We start from the raw sequence: 22,335 nt of genomic DNA, 5'->3' as shown, positions 1-22,335 counted from the left end.
CTGCGGCGCGTCAAACATGTGACGCAAGTGCAAATCTGTGGCCGCCGCCGGTCCCGAGAAGACGCAGATTTTCGGAGAACGCGCAGCGTGGCGCCGTGACTGGAGGCCGCTACTGTAGTAGCCATGTCAGACCGCCCCCCGGCCATGCTCACGATCCTCAAGCTTGCGGGGCTCTGTTTGTTGGCCAGCGTCGTCGCCACGGCTCTGCTATTCCCGTTCGCCGGAGGAATGGGACTGGTGTCCAATCGCGCCTCGGAAGTGGTGGCCAACGGCTCGGCCCAGCTGCTCGAGGGCGAGGTGCCCGCCGTGTCGACGATGGTCGACGCCAAAGGCAACACCATCGCCTGGCTGTATTCGCAGCGCCGGTTCGAGGTGCCCAGCGACAAGATCGCCAACACGATGAAGTTGGCGATCGTCTCCATTGAGGACAAGCGGTTCGCCGACCACAACGGCGTCGACTGGAAAGGCACCCTGACCGGGCTGGCCGGCTACGCCCGCGGCGACGTCGACACCCGCGGTGGCTCGACCATTGAGCAGCAGTACATCAAGAACTACCAACTGCTGGTCACCGCGAAAACCGACGCCGAGAAGCGCGCGGCGGTGGAAACCACACCGGCCCGCAAGCTGCGCGAGATTCGTATGGCGCTGACGCTGGACAAAACCTTCACCAAGCCCGAGATCCTGACCCGTTATCTGAACCTGGTGTCGTTCGGCAACGGTTCGTTCGGCGTGCAGGACGCCGCGCAGACCTACTTCGGCATCAACGCGTCCGACCTGAACTGGCAGCAGGCGGCGCTGCTGGCGGGCATGGTGCAGTCGACCAGCGCGCTCAACCCGTACATCAACCCCGAAGGCGCGCTGGCGCGGCGAAACCTGGTGCTGGACACCATGATCCAGAACATCCCGCAGGAGGAGGAAGCGCTGCGTGCCGCCAAGGCCGCGCCGCTGGGGATTCTGCCGCAACCCAATGAGTTGCCCCGCGGCTGCATCGCGGCGGGCGATCGCGCCTATTTCTGCGACTATGTCCAGGAGTACCTGTCGCGGGCCGGGATCAGTAAGGAACAGGTGGCCCGGGGCGGTTACCTGATCAAGACCACGCTGGACCCGGATGTGCAGATCCCGGTCAAGGCGGCTATCGACAAATTCGCCAGCCCGACCCTGCCGGGGATCTCGAGCGTGATGAGCGTGATCCAGCCCGGCAAGACGTCGCACAAGGTGATGGCCATGGCCAGCAACCGCACCTACGGGCTCGACGTCGACGCCGGTCAAACCATGCGCCCGCAGCCCTTCTCGCTGGTCGGCGACGGCGCGGGATCCGTCTTCAAGATCTTCACCACGGCCGCGGCGCTGGACATGGGCATGGGCATCAACGCCACCCTCGAGGTGCCGGGCCGGTTCCAGGCCAAGGGCATGGGTAGCGGCGGGGCCAAGGGCTGCCCCAAGGACAACTGGTGCGTGGTCAACGCCGGTAACTACCGCGGGTCGATGAACGTCACCGACGCGTTGGCCACTTCGCCCAACACCGCGTTCGCCAAGCTGATCCAGCAGGTCGGCGTGACCCGCACGGTCGACATGGCCATCAAGCTCGGGCTGCGGTCCTACGCCGACCCGGGCACGGCGCGCGACTACAACCCCGACAGCAACGAGAGCCTGGCCGACTTCGTCAAACGGCAGAACATCGGCTCGTTCACGCTGGGCCCCATCGAGGTGAACGCGCTGGAGCTGTCCAACGTCGCGGCCACCCTGGCCTCGGGCGGCACCTGGTGCCCGCCCAACCCGATCGACAAGCTGGTCGACCGCAAGGGCAACGAGGTCGCCGTCACCACCCAGACCTGCGACCAGGTGGTGCCCGACGGCCTGGCGAACACGCTGGCGAACGCGATGAGCAAGGACGCCCTGGGTGGCGGCACGGCGGCCGGCTCGGCCAGCGCGGCGGGCTGGGACCTGCCGGTGTCGGGTAAAACGGGCACCACCGAGGCGCACCGCTCGTCGGGCTTCGTCGGCTTCACCAACCACTACGCGGCGGCCAACTACATCTACGACGACTCCACCACCCCCACCGATCTGTGCTCCGCCCCACTGCGCCACTGCGCCGAGGGCGACCTGTACGGCGGTAACGAGCCAGCGCGCACGTGGTTCACCGCGATGAAACCGATCGCCACCAATTTCGGGCCGGTGCAGTTGCCGCCCACCGACCCGCGCTACGTCGACGGCGCACCCGGGTCACGGGTGCCCAGCGTCGCCGGGCTGGACATCGACGCGGCACGCCAGCGCATCAAGGAGGCGGGCTTCCAGGTCGCCGATCAGAACAACTTCGTCAACAGCAGCGCGAAGCAGGGCGAAGTGGTCGGCACGACGCCCAGCGGCGCGACGATTCCGGGCTCGATCATCACCATCCAGGTCAGCAACGGCATCCCGCCGGCCCCGCCACCGCCACCGGAAGGTGCACCGCCACCGGTCGGTTCGCAGGTCGTCGAGATCCCTGGCCTGCCGCCGATCACCATTCCACTGCTGGCGCCGCCGCCACCGGCGCCCGGTCAGCCGCCGCCGTAGCCTCGATTGCCGCGGGAGTTACGCTGCCAGTCCGCGACCGGCAGTAGGCTGCCACCATGGCTGATGTTTTGCCCGTCCTGATGCGTGCCGGCGCCGCCACCCTTGCTTCCAGCGTCGCCGGCCTCGGCTATGCCGCGGTCATCGAGCGCAACGCGTTCGTCCTGCGCGAGATCACCATGCCCGTGCTGTCCCCGGGCTCGACTCCGCTGCGGGTGCTGCACATCAGCGACCTCCACATGACGCCCGGCCAGCGCCGCAAACAGGCGTGGCTGCGCGAGCTGGCCGGCTGGGAACCGGACTTGGTGGTCAACACCGGCGACAACCTGGCCCACCCCAAGGCGGTGCCGTCGGTGATCCAGGCCCTGAATGACCTGCTGTCGCGGCCGGGTGTCTTCGTGTTCGGCAGCAACGACTACTTCGCGCCGAAGTTGAAGAACCCGCTGAACTACGTGACCAACCCGTCGCACCGGGTCCGCGGTGAACCGCTGCCCTGGCAGGATCTGCGGGCGGCGTTCACCGAGCGCGGCTGGCTCGACCTCACCCACACCCGGCGCGAGTTCGAAGTGGCGGGCCTGCACGTCGCCGCCGCGGGCGTGGACGACCCCCACCTCGACCGGGACCGCTACGAAACCATCGCCGGCCCGGCCAGTCCGGCGGCGAATCTGCGGCTGGGACTGACCCATTCCCCCGAGCCCAGGGTGCTCGACCGCTTCGCCGACGACGGCTATCAGCTGGTGATGGCCGGACACACGCACGGAGGTCAGGTGTGCCTGCCGTTCTACGGCGCGCTGGTGACCAACTGCGGTCTGGACCGCTCGCGCGCCAAGGGGCCGTCCCGCTGGGGCGCGAACATGCAGTTGCATGTGTCCGCCGGTGTGGGCACCTCGCCGTTCGCGCCGGTGCGATTCTGCTGCCGCCCGGAAGCGACGCTATTGACATTGATCGCCAGCCCGATGGGTGATCGCGACGCGGCCAGTGACCTGAGCCGTTCGCAGCCAACAGCATCGGTGCGTTGACCGGCCGGACCCGGATCGTGGTCCGCGGCCGCTCACGTTGCTGGGCCGACAACGCGACGCGGCTGATCCAGGCCGACGCCCGGCGTAGCGCCGACACCCATCTGCTTCGGTATCCGCTGCCGGCGGCGTGGAGCACCGGCGGCCCCGGCGCCCAGGTCGCGCTGTACCTCAAAGAACACCACCGTGGTCGCGGCGTCGTCGGGTTCGACGGCGGTGTCGGAGGCCTATTAGGGCCGCAGCGGTTCGGTGGTCACATTGCTCGCCGACAGCGGCGACCGGTACCGCGACACCTATTTCAACCACGAGTGGGTGCGGGCGCAGGGATTGGATCCGACGGGACCGGCCGAGACGCTGGCCGCGTTCGAGCGATCGTGCGCCTGGACGTGACCTGGCGCACCGCGGTTTGGCCAGCCGACGGCACGGTGCGATAGGCTGTCGGAGCTTCAAGCGGGGTGTGGCGCAGCTTGGTAGCGCGCTTCGTTCGGGACGAAGAGGCCGTGGGTTCAAATCCCGCCACCCCGACCAGTTAGATTCGATCGCTCGTCAGCCGTTGCGGCCGGTCGTTCGAAGCATCCCTGCACCCGCCGTCAGGGGGCATCTTCGCCCGGCCCGTGTCGGGCGCAGGCACCCAAATTTGGGCCGATGCTACGGTCTTGACGATCGGACCGCCTTCAACACCCTGATCAAACTCTCGCAGAGCATGAACACCCCACTGCGGGACATCGCGCGCCGGTGATCGAGGACGCGACCCGGCGCTGACGCTACCGCGGTGGCCCGAACGAGCTGTGGCGCAGAGTTTGTCGCTAGGCTTCCCTCTCCGGTTCGAGCCGCTGCGGCTTGGCGCGGGAGGCGACTCCGGGTGTGCGCCGCGGACCCCGCACCGGCACGGCCGCGATTCGGGTCCAGCTCTGCAATTGGGTGCGCCCCACCAGGCGGCAGTGATGGGTGACGGCCAAACGGTGAGCCGCCTTGGTGAAGGTCTGGTTGGTCACCACGACCGTCCGGTTGCAGCCATGGTGCAGCGCCCCGGACACGACCTGCTGGACCGCGGCCACGCCCACCGCCTTCGCCAACCGCTTGCATTGGACGGCCATGCGGACGCCGTCCTTCTTGGCGATCAGGTCCACGCCGTAGTCGCCGGTGCTCGCCGTGGGCGTGACGCTGTAGCCGGCGATGCGAAGCTGTGCCGCAACGAATTCCTCGAACTCGACGCCCGACATCCGGTCGATGGTCCGCAGCCCGGCTTTCGCGCATTTGAGGTCGCGGCGTCGCTGCGCCCCGGCCTGGTGACGATCCCGTTGCACCGAAAGCCACCACAGGATGGCCACCGCGGCGGCGAGGCCACCCAGGCCGGCCGCGCATCCCGCCGGCAGGCTACCGGTGGCCCGCTGTGTGAAATACCAAGGGAGCGCTAGCCCCAGCACGAGGAGCGACCCGAGCACCTTCTCCATTGTCCGCTGAACCTAGTGGATGCCACCGACAATTCGGCGCAGGTAAGCGGTCGGGCCGCGGCGCGCGACCCACCCAGCGCGGGAAGCCTTCCGCCAAAGCCAGTGTCAGGCGCAGTCGGCGCACACCGGAAGGCCGGAGCTGGATGCACGCATCCGGCTGCGGTGCTGCACCAAAAAGCAGCTCGAGCAGGTGAACTCGTCGGCCCGCTGGGGAATCACGGTCACCGACAGCTCTTCCCCGGACAGATCGGCGCCGGGCAGCTCGAAGAAGTGCACATCGTTGGGGTCGTCGTCGACGACGGTGCCGGCGGCCCCCTGCAGGGTCGGCGCCAGTTCGCGTAGCGAGGACTTGTCCTGGGTGTCTGCGTCGGATATGCGGCGTGCGTCGTAGTCAGTGGTGGTCGCCATCGAGGTTCCTTCCTGCTCTGGAACGGGTTGACGCACTTTCCTGTACTCACCCGTGGCGCAGGCTGTACCCCGTTCCGGGGTGTAGTACACCACTGCGGTCGAAGAATTGCCGGCTTGACCCGCACGCACCGCGGCGAGGTGCCTCGGCCCGCCATGCGACGGGCACAGCGCGGCCGCTCAGCTGCTGGGCGGTAGCGCCGGCCGGTCGGAATGCGCGGCGTGCCAGCGCAGTTCGGCGGCGCGGACCTTGCGGTGGGTGCGCAGCAGCCAGGCCGCGCTCAGCGCGCCCAGTACGACGGCCACGATCAGCGCGACGGCGCCGCCGACCAGATGGCCGGCCGCCATGGCGAACAGGCCGACGGTCAGGGCGATCACCGCGACGGCCGAACCGGCGAGGCCGGGGGCGTTGGCACCATTCTTGAGGGATTCGCCGGCGTGCGCGCGGGTGGTACGGGAAAGGTCGACCGGGGTGTTCTTGCGGTAATCCAATGTCATCCTCATCGAAAGCGATTGCGTGCCAGCGTATTCGAAATACGTGCGGTCGTAGTCGGCTCCGCTGGCAGGCGCAGCGAAGCCAGCCCCCGCGCAGCGGATCATCACCTCGGGTACCCGTCGCCTGAGGGACCAAACGAAACAGGGGCCGTGTCAGCCACGCCCGGCATGGGTATGCCGGGCACATGATTAAACGATCGCACGCGGGCGGGTGCCCCGGCGCCGACGCCGGGAGCCTGCCCTGACGGCGCGCGGCGGCACCCCCGCCGTCCTGTTCGACGTAGATGGAACCCTGGTGGATTCCAACTACTTGCATGTGCATGCCTGGCAACGTGCGTTCGACGCCGAGGGCATGGCGGTGGCCTCCTGGCAAATCCACCGCTGCATCGGGATGGACGGATCCAGGCTGGTGCGAAAGCTCTCCGACGACGCGCCGGCCGACGTGCAGGAGCGCCTCAGCGACAAGCACAGCCAGTATTACCGCGAGATCACGCCGCTGCTGCAACCGCTGCCCGGCGCCCGCGACCTGCTGCGTCGCGTCGCCGAGCTGGGCTTGCAGGTGGTGCTGGCCAGTTCGGCGCCCGAAGACGAGCTGAAGATCCTACGCAAGGCGCTCGACTGCGACGACGTCATCTCCGAGACCACGTCGTCACGCGACGTGGACACCGCCAAGCCCGAACCGGGCATCGTGCGGGTGGCCCTGGACCGGGCCGGTGTGGCTGCCGAACGCGCCGTGTTCGTCGGGGACGCGGTGTGGGACGCGCACGCCGCGGCCGGCGCGAGATTGCCGTGCATCGGGCTGCTGAGCGGCGGCATCGCCCGCGCGGAGCTGCAGGAGGCGGGGGCCGAACCCATCTTCGCCGATCCATGCGACCTGCTCAAACACCTGGAATCCACCCCGATCGCAGCGCTCGCGCCCGGCCGCTGACCGACGCGTTGGCGTCAGTCGCCGTACGTCCGCAGCATCAGCGGCAGCACCCACCAGAACACGGCGAACAGCGGCAGGGCGCACGCCCCGGCTATCAGGCCCACGGTTCGCCCGGCCACCGCGGCGAAAATGATCGTGGTCAGGCCGATCAGCGCCAGACCGAGCAGGGTCAGCCCGGCATAGGCACACCGGTGTGCGGCCGAGACGAGGACTTGGAGCCGATGACGCCGGAAAAGCATCCGGTGCATGGCGACCGGAGAGATCAGCAAAACGGTCGCGCACACCGCGCAGACCACGGTGGCCAGATAGAGCACGCGCATCGGCGGGGTCAACACGTCGAAGCGCTGCTGGAACGGCAGTGTGAGCAGGAAGCCGGTCAGCAGCTGCACCCCGGTCTGCACCACCCGCAGCTCCTGCAGCAGGCTGTTCCAATTGCGGTCCAGCCGTTGAACTTCGGTTTCGCCTCGCTCATGGCGGTCCCACCGCTGGTCGGATTGCGGATGGTCGACGTCCATAGCCCTGATCATCGCACCCGGGCGGCGTGCGATGACCGCTTCGGGACTCGCGGCACGCGCGCGAAAACCGAACTACGTCGAAATCGATGCGACGCGAAGTCGGACCCGGCGATTTGCGCCAAAGATGTTGTCAGGCAAGCGATGGGTGAGGGCGGTTTGGCGCGCGAGCGAATCCGGCCGCCGCCGGAAATCGCTAGCCGTTGAGTTTGCCGTCCCGCACCCCGGTCAACGCATCATCGAGTGTCGGGTACAGCGGGAAGGTCTTGTCCAGACCGGTAAGGTGAATGGGCCTGCGGGTCGCCGGCCCGCGTGCGACCACGCCGAACCCGGTCTGCCTGCCCAATTTCTCGTAGGTGGCGGCCAGGATCTTCAGCCCGACCGAGCCCAGGAACTCCACCGCTGAGAGATCGATGACCAGCGCCGTCGGACTATCGGCGACGACAGCGCTAATGGCTTGTTCCAGGGCGGGCGCTGTGACCAAATCGATTTCGCCGCTGACACTGACCACGGACACCCCGTCGTGGTCTTCAACCAACGTGGTAATCGAATCAGGAGCTGACAATGGCAATCCTTTGTCCTGGGCCGTGGCGTGGCTCAACCCTAGCCTGCCGTAGCGAACTGCGAGAAGAATATGCCCTCTCCACGTGGCCCGCGACAACCCAGGCTAGTCTCGCAAAAAGAACTGCAGACCGCAGGGCGCGACGTGGCACTCGGGAGGCCAGATGTCAGATTCGCCGTCGGATTTCAACAGTACCGGGGCCGCAGCGCAGACCGTGGGCATATCCAGCGAGGGCCTGCTGCCACAGCTAGTCCAGCATCTGCGGCAGAATCGGACCGTCCTGCGCGAGGAGTGGGCCCGCCGCATCACCGAGGCCGAGCTGCTTACCGCGATGACGCCGGAGGAGCTCTTCTCCGAGGCGACGGCCGTCTATGACAACTACGTCGAGGTGCTCGAGACCGGTAGTGTCGAGGCGCTGCAGGCCTACGCGCGTGACCTGTCGGAACGCATCATTCCGCGAGGTGTGGAGACCGACGAGGTGCTCGGCATCGTCCTGCTGCTGCGCGACGTGCTCGCCCGCTCGCTGTTCGAGAAGTACCAGACCGAGTTCGAAATGCTTAATCGCGTGCTGGACGCCTACGAACCGGCGGCCAACCGCATCGCCAACACCGTGGGCGTGTCGTTCGTGCAGGAACGCGAGCGCATCATCCGCCAGCAGCAGGAGGCCATCCGCGAGCTGTCCACGCCGGTGCTGCAGGTCCGCGAGCAACTGCTGATCCTGCCGATCATCGGCGTGCTGGACAGCCAGCGCGCCCGTCAGGTCACCGAACAGTTGCTGCGGGCCATCCGCGCGAACCGCGCCAAAGTGGTCGTCATCGACATCACCGGTGTGCCGACCATCGACTCGACGGTGGCCAACCACCTGGTGCAGACCGTCGACGCGTCCGGGTTGATGGGGGCCAGCGTGATCATCACCGGGCTGTCCTCCGAGATCGCGCTGACGCTGGTGACCATCGGGCTGGACCTGTCGAAAATGAACGCCGTCGGCGACCTGCAGGGCGGCATCGAGGAAGCCGAACGCCTGCTGGGCTACGAGGTCACCCGCACCGGCGAACAGACCGGATAACGAAGATCGACGCGAGCGCCCCATGCCAGTACCGATCCTGAAACAGGGCTCGATTCTCATCGCGTCGGTACAAGCCGCCCTCACCGACTCCGACGCCGAACGTTTGCGCTACGACCTGATGGAACAGGTCAGCCAGTTCCGCGCCCAGGGCATCATCGTCGACGTCACCGCCATCGATGTGATGGATTCGTTTGCCGCCCGCTCGCTGCGGACGATCGCGCACATGACCAGGCTGCGCGGGGCGGACACCGTGATCGTGGGCCTGCAGCCGGAGGTGGCGTTCGCGATGGTGCAGTTGGGCCTGGAGTTCGACGACATGAATACCGCGCTGGATCTCGAGGAGGGCCTCGCCCTGCTGAATCGCCAAGGTGGCGTGGGGAAGTCAACGATCGGGCCCGACGGTGGCGGCTGATATCGTCGTCACCATCGACCACCCCGACGACATAGTGGAAGCCCGCAAAGCCGGACACCAACTCGCCCTCGATCTGGGATTCTCGCTCACCGACGTCACGATGATCGCCACGGCGATCTCGGAGATCGCACGGAACATCACCAGTTACGCCGGCCGCGGCGCCGTTCGGGTCGCCATCGCCGATCGGGACGGACGCAAGGCCTTGGTGGTGCGCGCCGAAGATCAGGGCCCCGGCATCGCCGACATCGAGCGGGCAATGGAAGACGGTTACACGACCGGGCGGGGTCTGGGCATGGGCCTGCCAGGCGCCCGTCGGCTGATGGACCGGTTGGTCGTCGAGTCCACCCTGGGCCAGGGAACCGTCATCGAAATGTGGAAGTGGGTTCCCCCTCGTGCATGAGAACGGGCGCTTCGGACCCATCGAATGGGCAAGGGCGGGTAGGCCTTTGCCCAGCGAGTACACCTCCGGTGACCGGGGCATCGCGCTCGACATCGACGGTGCGGCCGCGCTGTTCGGGGTGGTGGACGGCCTCGGTCACGGACCGGCCGCCGCCGAAGCCGCGCTGCGCGCCGTCGACGCCGTCACTCGCGCCCGGGCCGAGCGGGTCGAGGTCTTGATCCAGCTGTGCCATCGCGTGCTGGTCGGCACCAGAGGAGTCGCAATGACGTTGGCGCGGGTGGATTTTGCGGACAGCACACTCACCTGGGCCGGCGTCGGCAACGTCACCGCCGATCTGGTGACCAAGGCGCCGACCGGTGTCCAGGTCCGGTCCAGTGCGCGACTCGCCGGCGGCATCGTCGGCTATCGAATACCGGAAATCAGGCCGGCGCAAGCGGTTTCGATCCGCCCCGGCGACTTGGTCGTGATGAGCACCGACGGGATCGCCGAACACTACCTGGACCACATCGACTTTTCGGCCTCGGCTGTCGCCATCGCCGAAGGGCTTCTGGGCAAGGACGCGAAGGAAACCGACGATGCGATGGTGCTGGCGGCGCGTCACAGGGGAGTTACGAGTTGAGCGGCCACAACGACTTCTACGACCAGTACGAGGCCGCGTTACGCACCTATTTGGACTCGCACGACGAGGCCAGCCTGTCGATCGGCAACGAGCTCGGGCGCAGGGCCCTGCAGGAGCGGATCAGCCTGCTCGACATCGTCGAGCAGCACGTGCGACTGGTCTTCGAAATCTCCCAGGACGTGCGCATGGACGCGCCGATCGCGCTGGAGTTTTTGCTGCAGTTGCTGGTTCCGCTTGACGTCGCGACGCGCGGCTTCATCGACGGCAACAGACGCTACGCCGAACAGCGGGCCCGCGCCGAAGGGCTGGCCGACCGCGACAAATTCCGTACCGCACTGGTGAATTCGCTTCAGGAAGGCTTCTTCGTCGCCGATCACGAGGGCTCGGTGATCGAGATGAACAGTGCCTTCATTGAGATCCTGGGGTTTCCCAACGAGGGTCTGCCGTACAAGTGGCCGCACCCCTGGCTGGTCGACACCAAGGCTCCGGCCGAACAGATAACCCGGGTGCTGAGCCACGGCAGGGCCGATTACGAAACACCGATTCGCCACGCCGACGGGCACCTGGCGTGGGTGAGGGTGAGCATCAGCGCGCTCAAGGAAACCGGCAGCGACCGGGACGTCTATGTGGGAACGATCCGTGACGTCACCGCCGAGCGGGCCTTCGCCGCCCGGGAAAGCGCGGTGCTGCGCCTGGCCACCGCGGTGGCGGTGGCTAAGAGCGTGGACGAGTTGCTGTCGATCACCCTCGACGAGTGCAGCGCGGCCATCGACGTGCAGCGGGTGATCGCGGTCTCGTGGCCAAACGGTGAAGGCGACCCGAGCGTGCAGGTGGCGGGCGAGCCGCCCGTCTCGTCATGGCGCACGCTGGATCCGTGGTTGCGCCACACCTTTCAAGATGCGCGGCACCAACTGCCGCTGACGGCGAAAACGATTGAGGCGCCTGACAAGCCAGGTAAGGCGCAGGGGCTGGTCGCGGTGCTGTCCGGCACCGGTGACCTGGCGCTGTGGCTGGAGCTGCGGACGCCCCGGTTGGTCAGCGGGGAGGACCGGCTGCTGGTCACCGTGCTGATCAGCCACCTGAGTCTGGCCATGCAGCACGTGCGTCAGTTCGAGAGCGCGCGTGAGACGTCGCTGACCTTGCAGCGTGCCATGTTGCCGCCGGTTCAGCCGCCGCCGGGCTTCGCCGTTCGCTACGAGCCCGCGGTGCCGCCCCTGGAGATCGGCGGTGACTGGTATGACGTGCTACCGATCGGCGAGCACCACATCGGCATCGTCGTCGGCGACTGCGTGGGCCGCGGCCTGCCGGCCGCCGCGATCATGGGGCAGCTGCGCAGCTCCGCGCGGGCGCTACTGATTAACGGCGCCGAACCCGCGGTGCTGCTCGATCAGCTTGACTCGGCGGCATCGCTCATCCCGAACGCGTACTGCACCACGGTGTTCCTGGCGATTCTGGACACCGAGACCGGGGTGCTGCAGTACAGCAACGCCGGACACATGCCGGCCGTGCTGGCCGGGCCGGAGCCCGGCGCGACGACGCTGTTGACCGATGGCGCATCGGTGCCGCTCGCGGTCCGCCGCATCGAGCCGCGCCCCCAGACCACCCAGGTGCTGCCCGCCGGCTCCACGCTCATGCTGTTCACCGACGGGCTCGTCGAACGCAAGCACGAGTCGATTGACGACGGAATCGCCCGCGCTGCAGACGTTCTGGCACAGACCATGCCATCACCCCTGGACACCGTTGCCGATGAGGTGCTTCGCAAGCTGGCTCCGGCAACGGGGTATGACGACGACGTTGCGATGGTGATCTACCGCCACCAGCACAGGCCGCTGCGGATCGAAACCGTCGCCACCGCAGACCAATTGAGGCGTATCCGACGTCGGCTGGCGGACTGGCTGCGCGCCGGAGGCATCACCGAAGAACCGGCCGCCGACATCTTGCTGGTGGTCAACGAGGCGTGCACCAACTGCGTCGAACACGCTTACCGTGGCTTTGCCGCCGGAACCATGTTGCTCGAAGTCACCCTCGTCAACGACGAAGTGCGCACCCGGATCACCGATTACGGATCGTGGAAGACGCCGGCCGCCAACCCGGGTAACGGCGGTCGCGGCTTGCCGCTGATGCGGATGCTCAGCGATTCCATGGAGCTGGACACCACCGCCGCCGGCACCACGGCCGACATCACCTTCCGATTGCCGGCGCGCCGTTTGCCGGCCCCGGGTAGCGGGTAGACATCGGCGTGACCCACGCATCGACCATGACCGAACCCGTCCTGCCTGAAGCACACGGGCCGCTGTCAACAGCCGTGCGTTGCGCGCTGACAGGCCCACCCTCCGGGGATCACCTGGCGCGCATCGGCGCGTCCGTGCGCGATTCAGATCCTTACGGCCTGGATCTGCATCTGGCGCTGTCCATGTGCTATGAGCTGCACTACCGCGGTCTCGCCGGCGTCGACCCCGCCTGGGAATGGAACCCCGCGCTGCTGGGGCTGCGCGCCGATCTGGAACGCGTGTTTTTAGCCGGCGTCCGCCGCGATGTCGGGCACATCGACCCCGATCAGACGGCGGCGGCCGAGATGGAAGCGCTGACTATCGAACCCAGCGACGGCACCGGCCCGTCCTACTACCTGCGCGACACAGGGACCTGGCAGCAGATGTGCGAATACTTCGTGCACCGCTCGCTGTATCACCTCAAGGAGGGCGATCCGCACGCCTTTGCCATTCCGCGTCTAAGGGGTGTGGCCAAGGCGGCATTCGTGGCAATCGAATTCGACGAATACGGCGCCGGACAGGGCGCGCGGCTGCACCAGCAGCTGTTCGCCGACTTGTTGTCGGCGGCCGGACTGGACGCGACGTATTGGGGTTACATCGACGCGGTGCCCGCCGAATCGTTGGCGGTGGTCAATCTCATGTCGTTGTTCGGCTTGCATCGCTCGATGCGCGGCGCCGCGATCGGGCACTTCGCCTCGACGGAGATCACCTCGCCGCCGGGATCACAGCGCATGGTGAAGGCCTTGCGCCGCCTGCAGGCGCCCGCGGCCTGCGTCGAGTTCTACAGCGAGCACGTCGAGGCCGACGCGGTGCACGAGCACGTCGTGCGCATCGATGTGGTTGGCGACCTCGTCGCCCAGGAGCCGCGACTCGAGCGCGACGTCATCTTCGGTATCCGTGCCCACGCCGCAGTGGAAGACCGCCTGGCCGAACGGATTATGGCGTCGTGGCGCCAGAATCAGACGTCGCTGCGGAGGCCGCTGGAGCACCCGGGGTTTTGAGGCGTCGACACCTGCGATGGCTGGTGTCGCACAACGGGTAACGGTCGCTGCGCCGGCAGGTGCAGATGGCCACCATGAACCGGTCGGACTCGACGACCTCGCCATTGGGCATTTCGATGCGCACCGGGCCCGAGACCAGCACGGGCCCATTGGGCACCACCTGTACCCGGGTAGCGGTCATCGTTTCTCCGCGCGGATCACGATCAACTCTTCTTCGCGCCGGCCGCGCGGGATCAGGCCGACGTCCTCCAACCATTGCGCCCGCGACGACATCACCGGACCAAAGGGTATCCATTTGGAGGCGATCACTTTCGCGTCCATCCCGGCCCACTTCAGCGCATTCAGCGACTGCTGCACACCGGACAGCGCCGAATGGACCAACAGCAGGGATCCGCCGTCGCGCAGCAGCTTTGGCGCGGTCTCGCACAGCGGGTCGAGAATCGTCCGGCCATCCACGCCGGCATTCCAGGCCCAGGACGGTCCGGCGGCCGGGCAAATCTCTTCCGTCTCGGCGCCGGGCGGAGTGGGCACATAGGGCGGGTTCGACACCACAACATCGAACGGCGCGTCGTCCGCCGCCGCGCTCCACGAGCCCTCGCGGATGTCGACCTGCACGCCGGCCAGCGCGGCGTTTTCCCGGGCACAACGCACCGCCTGCGGGCAGATGTCGAAGGCGGTGGCACTGGCGCAGCCCATTGCGGCGGCCGCGATCGCTACGTACCCGCTGCCGGTACAGAGATCGAGCACACGACGCCCCGGGATCAGGCCGGAATCGTGCATAACATCCACCAGCAAACGGGAGTCCTCTTGCGGCTGATACACGTTGGGAACCGGTGAAACAACGGGCTCGGGATACGTGGTCGTCACTGTTGGCCTTTCGAGAACCCTATAAGGATAGCCGCTGGTCACGGCTTGGCGGGATAATGCCCGCAAACCGGCGCATTCAAACGGAACGGCCGAAAAGTCGAGGTCAGCCGGTGCTCCCCTGCGCGAACTGCTTGAGGATGGTCGCGCAGAAGGCGGGGAGATCCGATGGGGAGCGGCTGGTGATCAGGTTGCCGTCGACCACTACCTCCTCGTCGACGACGCGAGCACCCGCGTTGCGCAGATCGGTGCGGATGCTGGCGTACGAGGTCAGCGTCCGGCCCACTGCCACACCGGCTTCCACCAGCGTCCAGGGGCCATGACAGACGGCCGCCACCGGCTTCCCCGATCCGACGAAATCACGGACGAAGGACACCGCCGAGCTGTCCATGCGCAGTTTGTCCGGGTTCACGGTGCCGCCCGGCAGCACCAGACCATCGAAGTCGTCCACAGACGCCTCGGATACCTTGCGGTCGACGGCAAAGGTTCCCGCCGGTTCCAGATCGTGGTTACGCGCCTGGATTTCGCCGTCCGACAGGGACAGCAACTGGATGTGGGCGCCCGCCTCCCGCAGCGCCGCACGTGGCTGCTCGAGCTCGACTTTTTCCACGCCGTCAGCCGCCAAAATCGCAATTTTCTTGCCTTGCAACTCGTTCGACATCGTCCGTCCCTTCGTGCGATCACCGATTTCTTTCGGCTCAAAGAGCTCGTAGCGCTGGTGCGCCGCCTCGAGCCCCGTTGCCGGTCGTCCGCAACGCCGTGTACAGGTCCAGTCCGGCGATACCGGAGAGCAGTGCCGCCGAGATGGCGCCCTGACGCCGCCGTCCCGGGCCGCGGGCGGCCACGCCCGCGATCAACAGGGCCAGGTCCAGGACGTCTCCGGCCACCCTGGTCCACACCAGCTTGGCGGGCCCGCCCAGCAACGCGGCGCCATGGCCGCATTCGCGGACCCCGAGCGCGCGGATCACCCGGCGCGACCGGCCGGTGTCATCCACGCCCGCCATTGCGGCGACTTTCCCCGGGGCGACCAGTTCGCTCACCCCCAGCCCGAAACTGGCGCCGCTGAGGGTCCTGATGAGGGCATTCGTGGTGCTATCGATCTGATCGCTCAACTTTCATTCCCCCTTGCTTTGCCGGAAGGCGGGCAGCTAGGCCACCGGCGGTGCCGCAGCGATTTGCGGGGCCAACGCCGCCGGAACCGCCCGTAAACGTCCCAGCTCTTCCGACGTCCCGACGCGCGTTGGCCGGCTGCCGCACGACTGCGACGCGAATACCCGGGCGGAAAGCGGCCAAACCTGCGATCAGTTTGCTGCGTCGCGCAGCGCCGCCAGCAAAGGCTCGGCAGCCTCTGCGAGGAACCGCTCCTGGGCTTCCCCGCCGATCTGCACGAGCGCGATGTCGGTGAACCCTGCTTCCCAGTAAGGCCGGACGCCCTCGACGATGGCATCGAGGTCAGGGCCGCAGGGAATGGTCTCGGCGACGTCTTCGGGCCGCACATACTGGGTCGCCCCGGCGAAGCCGGCCGGCGTCGGCAGATCGGCGTTGACCTTCCATCCGCCGGCAAACCAGCGGAACTGGTCGTGCGCTCGCTTCACCGCGGTGTCTCGGTCGGGATCCCAGGACACCGGTATCTGGCCGATCACGCGCCCGCCGCCGGCCAGGTTGGCCGCTTGGCGGGCGCCGTGCCAGGCGTCGACCAGTTCGTTCTTGGGCTCCGTCGCGATCAGGTGGTCGGCCAGCTTGGCGAACTTGTCGACGGCCTTGGTGCCGCCGATCGCGACCCCGATGCCGACCGGTACGTCGGGCACGTCCCACAGCCGGGCCGAATCGACCTGGAAATAGTCACCGGTGAAATCCACCAGTTGGCCGCCGAACAAGTCCCGGATGATCTTGATGGCCTCGCGCAGCATGTCCTGCCGGCGCGTGACGGCCGGCCAACCCTTGCCGACGACGTGTTCGTTGAGGTTTTCACCGCTGCCCAGCCCCAGGGTGAACCGGCCGTCGGACAGGATCTGCACGGTGGCCGCCTGCTGGGCGACGGTGGCGGGGTGATAGCGCATCGTCGGGCACGTCACGTAGGTGTAGAGGTCGACCCGCTCGGTGGCCTGCGCCACCGCACCCAGCACCGCCCAGGCGTTGGGCGCGTGTCCTTGCGTGGCGAGCCAAGGCGAGAAGTGATCACTACACACGTGAAAGTCGAAACCGCGATCTTCAGCCGAAACCGCATACCGCACAAGGTCTTTGGGTCCACTCTGCTCGGTCATCAAAGTGTAGCCGAAATTCGTCATGCGTGACGGGGTACCCGGCTACACGGGTCGCAAACGACGCCTCGGTGCCACCCCTTTGCGCCCCCGCCCTCAGTCCGCGGTGGTGATCGAGTCCCCGGTCACGCCGGCTGCCCGCCGCGCCGCGAGCCGGCGCTTCTGCGGCTCGATCGTGTAACGGGGATCGCCGGCCGATTCCTTGCCGGCCTCGAAGAATCCGAACCTCAGCATGGCCGATGCCGTCAGCAACGCGAGTCCGGACAGGGCGGCGACGCCGCGGCGCCGCCCGCCCAGCAGCGCGCCCAAACCGCCTGCGGCGGCGAGCCATTCGCTTGCCGTCAAGAGCCGGCCGGGCGTGCCATGATGCAGCGGTTCCCTGGTCACCGGGTCCATCCGGTGCTCCATGACCCGGGTGGAGATCAGGTCGCCGACGGCGCCGACGACGGCGAGCTTGCGGGCGGGCCCGGCCTCGGCCACTCCAGTGGTGATCATCGCCAACCCTGAGGCGGCCAGGCTCGCCGAACTGACGAACACGAACGGCAGGTCCCGATACGCGGCGTTCCACGTCGGGGTCGCGGTGTCGGTGAGCAGCACCGCGGTGTAGACCGCGAGCGGCGCCGCGAACACCGCGGCTTCCAGTCCGGCCGGTGCCTCCACGGCGCGCAGCACGGGCCGCAACGGGCCCAACGGGATTCGCTCGCCGGTCATCCGGTCGACCTCGGCGGCCGAGGCAACTCCGATGCCGGCCGAAAACAGGCTGAGAATCCAGGAGCCGATGCTCATCGGCGAGGTCAGCTTGACCGTCCGCAGCATGTTGACGAATCGCTCGGGCCGGCCCAGATCTTTCACCAGGGCGACCGCACCCAGCGCCACCGCGATCAGCGCGGACAGTCTTGTGTTGCGGCGCAACGTGTTTCGCCCGCTCAGCTGGGCACCGGCCGCCAGCAGGCCGGACCCACCGGCGACGCCCCCTAAGAACAGGTACGCCGCCACTTCGTGTCCCCACGGCGCGGGCTTGACCACCGGCCGCCCGTAATACGAGGTGAACTCGGCGTCGGGGACCATCGGCATCTCGCGCGAGCCGTCCGCGCCGCCGCGCCGGGCCGCGCGCCTGCCTTTGCGGCGCTTGCCGCCCTTGGGCTCCGGCGGACGAAAGCTGTCGAATTCCGAGGTGCTCACCGGCTCCTCCAGAATGCCAGCGCGGCCGCCCCGACCATGCCGGCTGCGGCCAGGCCGGCGCGCTTGAACATGGCCGGCAGGTCGGCCGTGCACACCCGCGGATCGGGCGGCAAACCGTAAACCTCCGGTTCGTCGAGGAGCAGGAACACCGAACCGGTGCCGCCGACGCCGTCATCCTGGTTGGCACCGTAAAGCCTTGCCTCGGTGCGTCCCTCGGCATGCAACTGGGCGACCCGCTCGCGCGCCTGGGCCACCAGCTCGTCGTGATCGCCGAACTTGATCGACGTCGTCGGACAGGTCTGGGCGCACGCCGGGATCTGGTCCTCGACCAGGCGGTCGTAGCAGAGTGTGCATTTCTGGGCGACCCCGGTGACGAAGTCTTCCTTCGGCCGGCCCGGGCGTTCCACCGGCGTCGCGTAGGTTCCGTCACTGCGCCGTTCGACCACGCCGAACGGGCAGCCCGCCACGCACGTGCCGCAGCCGTTGCAGACGTCGTGCTGCACCACCACCGTGCCGAACTCGGTGCGGAACAGCGCGCCCGTCGGGCAGACATCCAGGCAGCCGGCGTGCGTGCAGTGCTTGCACACGTCCGACGACATCAGCCAGCGGAACTCCGGTGTGTGCAGCGGCTGCGAAACAGGCTCGGTATCGGCGCTTTTCGCGGCCCCGGGCAGGGCGGGCATGCCGAGGTCGATCAGCGCGCGGCCGGATTCGCGCGCCTCTTCGATGCGCTCACGACCCTGCTCGATGAAGGCCACGTGCCGCCAGGTGCTCGCACCCAGCGCGCCGGTGTTGTCGTACGACGATCCCAGCAGTTCCAGGTCGCCGTCGCGCGGGTTGCGGTTCCATTCCTTGCAGGCGACCTCGCAGGCCTTGCAGCCGATGCAGATCGAGGTGTCGGTGAAAAAGCCTTTGCGCGGCTTGGCATCCGACCAACCGGCCGCCGCGGCCGGGTCAGTCGGCCCGGTCAGCTGACCCATCGCCCCTCCTGGTGTCCTGCCGTCCAACGATGTCCCAGACCGCATCGTCGACCCGCACATTGTCGGTCTCGGTGGTGGCGCCCGAGCGTGACTGGTAGTCGGCGATCAGCCGCAACAGTTCCTCACCCTGCGGGCGGCGGCCCGGACGGATGTCACACGATCCGGCCTTGGACTCCTGGATCTGCACGTTGGGATCGAGCGTCACACCGAGCAGGTCGTTGGCCGCGTCCCCGCTGACCACCGCGTCGCTGCCGACGCCCCAGTGGTAGGGCAAGCCGATCTGGTGCACGGTGTGACCGTTGATGATCAGCGGGCTCACCCGCTGGGTGACCAGCACCCGGGCCTCGATCGCGGCACGCGGCGAGATGATGGTGGCCCACCCGTAGGGCTCGAGGCCGCGCTCGGCGGCCAGTTCCGGGGACACCTCGCAGAACATCTCCGGTTGCAGCTCGGACAGGTAGGGCAGCCAGCGGCTCATGCCGCCCGCGGTGTGGTGCTCGGTGAGCCGGTAGGTGGTGAAGACGTACGGGTAGACGTCGGCGCCCGGGTCACCGGCGCTGGGTGCGCTCAGATTGTCCTTGCGCGGGAACACGATTCGCGCCGGATTGCGCTGCTGCGGGTAAAGCGCGTTGGTGACCGGTGACTCCTGCGGCTCGTAATGCGTGGGCAACGGCCCATCGAGCACACCCTTCGGCGCGAACAGCCAGCCCTTGCCGTCGGCCTGCATGATGAACGGGTCGTCCCCGGCCAGCGCGTCGGGTCCGCCGAGATCGGGGTCGGGGCGGCTGCCGGGAGCCCGGTCGGCGACGAAGTCCGGCACGTCGTAGCCGACCCAGCGGCCCTGCGCCTCGTCCCACCAGACGTAGCGCTTGCGATCGCTCCACGGCTTGCCGTCCGGGTCGGCCGACGCGCGGTTGTAGAGCACCCGCCGGTCGGCGGGCCACGCCCAGCCCCATTCCGACTGGCTCGGCGACTCACCGCCGTGCGGCACCCGGCGGGCGGCCTGGTTGGTGGCGTTCGCGTACACCCCGGTGTAGATCCAGCAGCCGGCGGCGGTCGATCCGTCGGCGCGCAGCTCGGTGTACGACGTCAAGGGGGCGGCGCCGTCGACGCGATAGCCGTTGACCTCGGCCAGCACCGCTTCCCCATCAGGTTCGCCGTGCTCATCGGTCGGATAGTCCCACGTCAGGTCCAGCAGCGGACGGTCACGCTCGTCGGTCGAACCGGCCAGCCGTTCCCGGATCCGCTTGCCGAGCTCGTAGAAGAACTGCAGTTCGCTCTGGCACTGGCCCGGCGGCTCGACGGCCTTGTGCCGCCACTGCACCAGCCGCTGCGTCTGGGTGAACGACCCCGCCTTCTCCACATGCGTCGCGGCGGGCAGGAAGAACACCTCGGTGTCGATCTCCTCCGTTTTCAATTCGCCGGAAGCGATCTCGGGTCCGTCCTTCCACCAGGTGGCCGATTCGATGAGGTTGAGATCGCGGACCACCAGCCACTTGAGATGCGACATGCCCATGCGCTGCATGCGGCCGTGGGCCGAACCGACCGCGGGGTTCTGGCCCAGCAGAAAGTAGCCCTCGACCTCGTCGTCGAGCATGCCCATCACGGTCTGATAGGTGCCGTGCGGGCCGGACAACCGCGGCAGATAGTCATAGGCCCAGTCGTTGTCGGCGGTCGCCGCGTCCCCCCACCACGCCTTGAGCAGGCTGACGGTGTAGGCGTCGGCGTTGGCCCAGAAGCCTTTTTGCTGCTTGGATCCGACCGCGTCGAGGTAGTCGGCCAGGGTGTCGTGCATGCCCGCCTTAGGCATCGGCAGGTAACCGGGCAGCAGGTTGAACAGCGTGGGGATGTCGGTGGAGCCTTGGATGGTGGCGTGACCGCGCAGCGCCATGATGCCGCTGCCCGGGCGGCCGACGTTGCCCGTCAGCAGCTGCAAAATCGTTGCGGTGCGGATGAATTGGGCGCCCAGCGTGTGCTGGGTCCAGCCGACGGCGTAGGCGAAGCAGGTGGTGCGCTCGCGTCCGGAGTTCTCCACGATCGAGTGGGCCAGGTAGTCGAAGTCTTCGCGGCTGATGCCGCAGACATCGGTGACCATTTCCGGGGTGTAGCGGGCATAGTGGCGCTTGAGGATCTGAAAGACCGTCCGCGGGTGCTGCAGGGTTTCGTCGCGCTGCACCCGGGCGTGCGCGAGCGGCGGGCCGCCGCTGCCGTGCTCATGACCGGCGCCGCTCTCCGCCGCGGTGGCGCCGTGGGTGTGGCCCCCGCCGGGGGACTCGATCTGGCCGTCATCCCGCTCTTCGTAGGCCCAGCTCGAGGTGTCGTACTGCCCGGTCTCGGGATCGAAGCCGGAGAACAGGCCGCCGAGATCCTCGGTGTCCCTGAAGCTTTCGTTGATCAGGGTGGCGGCGTTGGTGTACGCGACGACGTACTCTTTGAACCATAGATCGTTTGTCAGGATGTGGTTGATCAGAGCGCCGAGCAGCACCACGTCCGAACCGGCGCGGATCGGGATGTGCCGGTCGCACACCGCCGAGGTGCGGGTGAAGCGCGGGTCGACATGGATCACCCGGGCACCACGCGCCCTGGCCTCTTCCACCCACTGGAACCCGACGGGGTGGCACTCGGCCATGTTGGAGCCCTGGATGACGATGCAGTCGGCGTTGGCCATGTCTTGCAGTGATTGGGTGGCGCCGCCGCGCCCGAAGGAGGCTCCCAGACCGGGAACCGTGGCGCTGTGTCAAATACGAGCTTGGTTCTCGATCTGAATGGCGCCCGCGGCGGTGAAGAGCTTCTTTATGAGGTAGTTCTCTTCGTTGTCCAGGGTCGCGCCGCCGAGTGCGGCGATGCCCATGGTGCGGCGCAGCAGGTTGCCCTTCTTGTCGATGTCCTGCCAGCTGTTGCGGCGTGATTCCACAAAGCGGTCGGCGATCATGTCGATGGCGGTGTCGAGCTCCAGGGGTTGCCACTCGGTGGCCCGGGGCGGACGGTAAAGCACCTGCAGCTGCCGCCCGGGCGAATTCACCAGCTGCTCGCTGGCAGAACCCTTGGGGCACAAGCGGCCTCGCGAGATCGGCGAATCGGGGTCACCCTCGATCGCCACGACGCGCTCGTCCTTGACATACACCCGCTGCCCGCAGCCGACGGCGCAGTACGGGCAGACGCTTTGCACCACGCGGTCGGACGTGGTGGTCCGCGGCGCCAGCGCGCGGGTGTGTTTGGAGGTCACCGCCGAGCCGCGGCCGAGTTTGTCCGGTGACCGCAACTGGCGCAGGACGGGCCATTCCAGGAACACTTCGCGCAGGGCTTTTTTCGGGGCCATGTGTTTACCCTAGTGCGATCGCAAGCGCGGCGAAGCCGG

General features: G+C 67.7%; 22 protein-coding genes, 1 tRNA gene and 1 pseudogene. 11 read left to right on the top strand and 13 right to left on the bottom strand.

Going from position 1 to position 22,335, the window contains the following annotated elements:
• Positions 1–123 precede the first annotated feature (123 nt).
• From ponA2 to BST14_RS07910, 4 genes and pseudogenes are all read left to right on the top strand, one after another.
• Positions 124–2,553 carry a transglycosylase/D,D-transpeptidase PonA2 gene (ponA2, locus tag BST14_RS07925; RefSeq protein ID WP_083063960.1) on the top strand — a complete coding sequence of 810 codons (2,430 nt, stop codon included), beginning with the start codon at positions 124–126 and terminating at the stop codon, positions 2,551–2,553.
• Positions 2,554–2,609: 56 nt separating this feature from the next.
• Positions 2,610–3,569 carry a metallophosphoesterase gene (locus BST14_RS07920; protein ID WP_083063959.1) on the top strand — a complete coding sequence of 320 codons (960 nt, stop codon included), beginning with the start codon at positions 2,610–2,612 and terminating at the stop codon, positions 3,567–3,569.
• Between the two features lie 231 nt (positions 3,570–3,800).
• Positions 3,801–3,956 (top strand): annotated as a pseudogene (locus tag BST14_RS32605) (PLP-dependent cysteine synthase family protein); the annotation flags it as partial.
• Between the two features lie 61 nt (positions 3,957–4,017).
• Positions 4,018–4,094: transfer RNA gene (locus BST14_RS07910), tRNA-Pro, on the top strand.
• Between the two features lie 278 nt (positions 4,095–4,372).
• Here the strand turns inward: BST14_RS07910 and BST14_RS07905 are convergent.
• From BST14_RS07905 to BST14_RS07895, 3 genes are all read right to left on the bottom strand, one after another.
• Positions 4,373–5,020: a restriction endonuclease gene (locus tag BST14_RS07905; RefSeq protein WP_083063958.1), complete on the bottom strand. Its 648-nt coding sequence runs from the start codon at positions 5,018–5,020 to the stop codon at positions 4,373–4,375.
• Between the two features lie 105 nt (positions 5,021–5,125).
• Entirely contained in the window at positions 5,126–5,428 is a 303-nt protein-coding gene (locus BST14_RS07900; protein ID WP_083063957.1) for a DUF4193 domain-containing protein, read from the bottom strand.
• A gap of 177 nt (positions 5,429–5,605) precedes the next feature.
• Positions 5,606–5,923, bottom strand: a complete 318-nt coding sequence (locus tag BST14_RS07895; RefSeq protein ID WP_083063995.1) for a hypothetical protein — start codon at positions 5,921–5,923, stop codon at positions 5,606–5,608.
• A 238-nt stretch (positions 5,924–6,161) separates the two neighbouring features.
• Here BST14_RS07895 and BST14_RS07890 point away from each other — a divergent pair, with 238 nt between their 5' ends.
• A complete protein-coding gene (locus BST14_RS07890) occupies positions 6,162–6,848 on the top strand; it encodes an HAD family hydrolase (protein WP_083063994.1) in 687 nt (228 codons plus the stop codon).
• A gap of 14 nt (positions 6,849–6,862) precedes the next feature.
• On the opposite strand, the gene BST14_RS07885 is transcribed toward BST14_RS07890, so the two are convergent.
• Both BST14_RS07885 and BST14_RS07880 read right to left on the bottom strand, forming a co-directional pair.
• On the bottom strand, positions 6,863–7,363 hold the full coding sequence (locus tag BST14_RS07885; RefSeq protein ID WP_083063956.1) for a DUF6328 family protein: 501 nt from the start codon (positions 7,361–7,363) through the stop codon (positions 6,863–6,865).
• A 193-nt stretch (positions 7,364–7,556) separates the two neighbouring features.
• Positions 7,557–7,925 carry an STAS domain-containing protein gene (locus tag BST14_RS07880; protein WP_245845333.1) on the bottom strand — a complete coding sequence of 123 codons (369 nt, stop codon included), beginning with the start codon at positions 7,923–7,925 and terminating at the stop codon, positions 7,557–7,559.
• A gap of 160 nt (positions 7,926–8,085) precedes the next feature.
• Here BST14_RS07880 and BST14_RS07875 point away from each other — a divergent pair, with 160 nt between their 5' ends.
• The 6 genes from BST14_RS07875 to BST14_RS07850 are packed head-to-tail and all read left to right on the top strand — an operon-like array spanning position 8,086 to position 13,690.
• Complete coding sequence (locus BST14_RS07875; protein ID WP_083063954.1) at positions 8,086–8,988, top strand: STAS domain-containing protein; 903 nt, start codon at positions 8,086–8,088, stop codon at positions 8,986–8,988.
• Between the two features lie 22 nt (positions 8,989–9,010).
• Positions 9,011–9,400: an STAS domain-containing protein gene (locus tag BST14_RS07870; protein ID WP_083063953.1), complete on the top strand. Its 390-nt coding sequence runs from the start codon at positions 9,011–9,013 to the stop codon at positions 9,398–9,400.
• Positions 9,390–9,800 (top strand): anti-sigma regulatory factor, encoded by a 411-nt coding sequence (locus BST14_RS07865; RefSeq protein ID WP_083063952.1) that lies wholly within the window; start codon positions 9,390–9,392, stop codon positions 9,798–9,800. Before BST14_RS07870 ends, BST14_RS07865 begins: the two co-directional genes overlap by 11 nt.
• Positions 9,793–10,419, top strand: a complete 627-nt coding sequence (locus tag BST14_RS07860) for a SpoIIE family protein phosphatase (protein WP_083063951.1) — start codon at positions 9,793–9,795, stop codon at positions 10,417–10,419. Before BST14_RS07865 ends, BST14_RS07860 begins: the two co-directional genes overlap by 8 nt.
• Positions 10,416–12,650 carry a SpoIIE family protein phosphatase gene (locus BST14_RS07855; protein WP_083063950.1) on the top strand — a complete coding sequence of 745 codons (2,235 nt, stop codon included), beginning with the start codon at positions 10,416–10,418 and terminating at the stop codon, positions 12,648–12,650. Before BST14_RS07860 ends, BST14_RS07855 begins: the two co-directional genes overlap by 4 nt.
• Before the next feature lie 26 nt (positions 12,651–12,676).
• Entirely contained in the window at positions 12,677–13,690 is a 1,014-nt protein-coding gene (locus BST14_RS07850; RefSeq protein WP_083063949.1) for an iron-containing redox enzyme family protein, read from the top strand.
• Here the strand turns inward: BST14_RS07850 and BST14_RS07845 are convergent.
• The 8 genes from BST14_RS07845 to fdh form a co-directional block, all read right to left on the bottom strand.
• Positions 13,626–13,871 (bottom strand): CDGSH iron-sulfur domain-containing protein, encoded by a 246-nt coding sequence (locus tag BST14_RS07845; RefSeq protein ID WP_083063948.1) that lies wholly within the window; start codon positions 13,869–13,871, stop codon positions 13,626–13,628. The two genes, BST14_RS07850 and BST14_RS07845, sit on opposite strands and share 65 nt — an antisense overlap.
• Positions 13,868–14,557, bottom strand: a complete 690-nt coding sequence (locus BST14_RS07840) for a HemK2/MTQ2 family protein methyltransferase (protein ID WP_083063947.1) — start codon at positions 14,555–14,557, stop codon at positions 13,868–13,870. Before BST14_RS07840 ends, BST14_RS07845 begins: the two co-directional genes overlap by 4 nt.
• A gap of 103 nt (positions 14,558–14,660) precedes the next feature.
• Entirely contained in the window at positions 14,661–15,215 is a 555-nt protein-coding gene (locus BST14_RS07835; RefSeq protein WP_083063946.1) for a type 1 glutamine amidotransferase domain-containing protein, read from the bottom strand.
• 37 nt (positions 15,216–15,252) lie between these two features.
• Positions 15,253–15,666: a malate dehydrogenase gene (locus tag BST14_RS07830; RefSeq protein WP_083063945.1), complete on the bottom strand. Its 414-nt coding sequence runs from the start codon at positions 15,664–15,666 to the stop codon at positions 15,253–15,255.
• A gap of 189 nt (positions 15,667–15,855) precedes the next feature.
• Positions 15,856–16,842, bottom strand: coding sequence for an LLM class F420-dependent oxidoreductase (locus BST14_RS07825; RefSeq protein ID WP_083063944.1), 987 nt, complete (start codon positions 16,840–16,842; stop codon positions 15,856–15,858).
• Between the two features lie 69 nt (positions 16,843–16,911).
• A complete protein-coding gene (gene nrfD / locus BST14_RS07820; protein WP_169926058.1) occupies positions 16,912–17,997 on the bottom strand; it encodes an NrfD/PsrC family molybdoenzyme membrane anchor subunit in 1,086 nt (361 codons plus the stop codon).
• Positions 17,994–18,977 (bottom strand): 4Fe-4S dicluster domain-containing protein, encoded by a 984-nt coding sequence (locus BST14_RS07815; protein ID WP_083063943.1) that lies wholly within the window; start codon positions 18,975–18,977, stop codon positions 17,994–17,996. The genes nrfD and BST14_RS07815 overlap by 4 nt, the downstream gene beginning before the upstream one ends.
• Positions 18,952–22,296: a formate dehydrogenase gene (gene fdh, locus BST14_RS07810; protein WP_245845332.1), complete on the bottom strand. Its 3,345-nt coding sequence runs from the start codon at positions 22,294–22,296 to the stop codon at positions 18,952–18,954. The genes BST14_RS07815 and fdh overlap by 26 nt, the downstream gene beginning before the upstream one ends.
• Positions 22,297–22,335 lie beyond the last annotated feature (39 nt).

This window comes from Mycobacterium arosiense ATCC BAA-1401 = DSM 45069 (assembly GCF_002086125.1).
GTDB lineage: Bacteria > Actinomycetota > Actinomycetes > Mycobacteriales > Mycobacteriaceae > Mycobacterium > Mycobacterium arosiense.
This window is presented reverse-complemented; position numbering and strand designations above follow the sequence as displayed.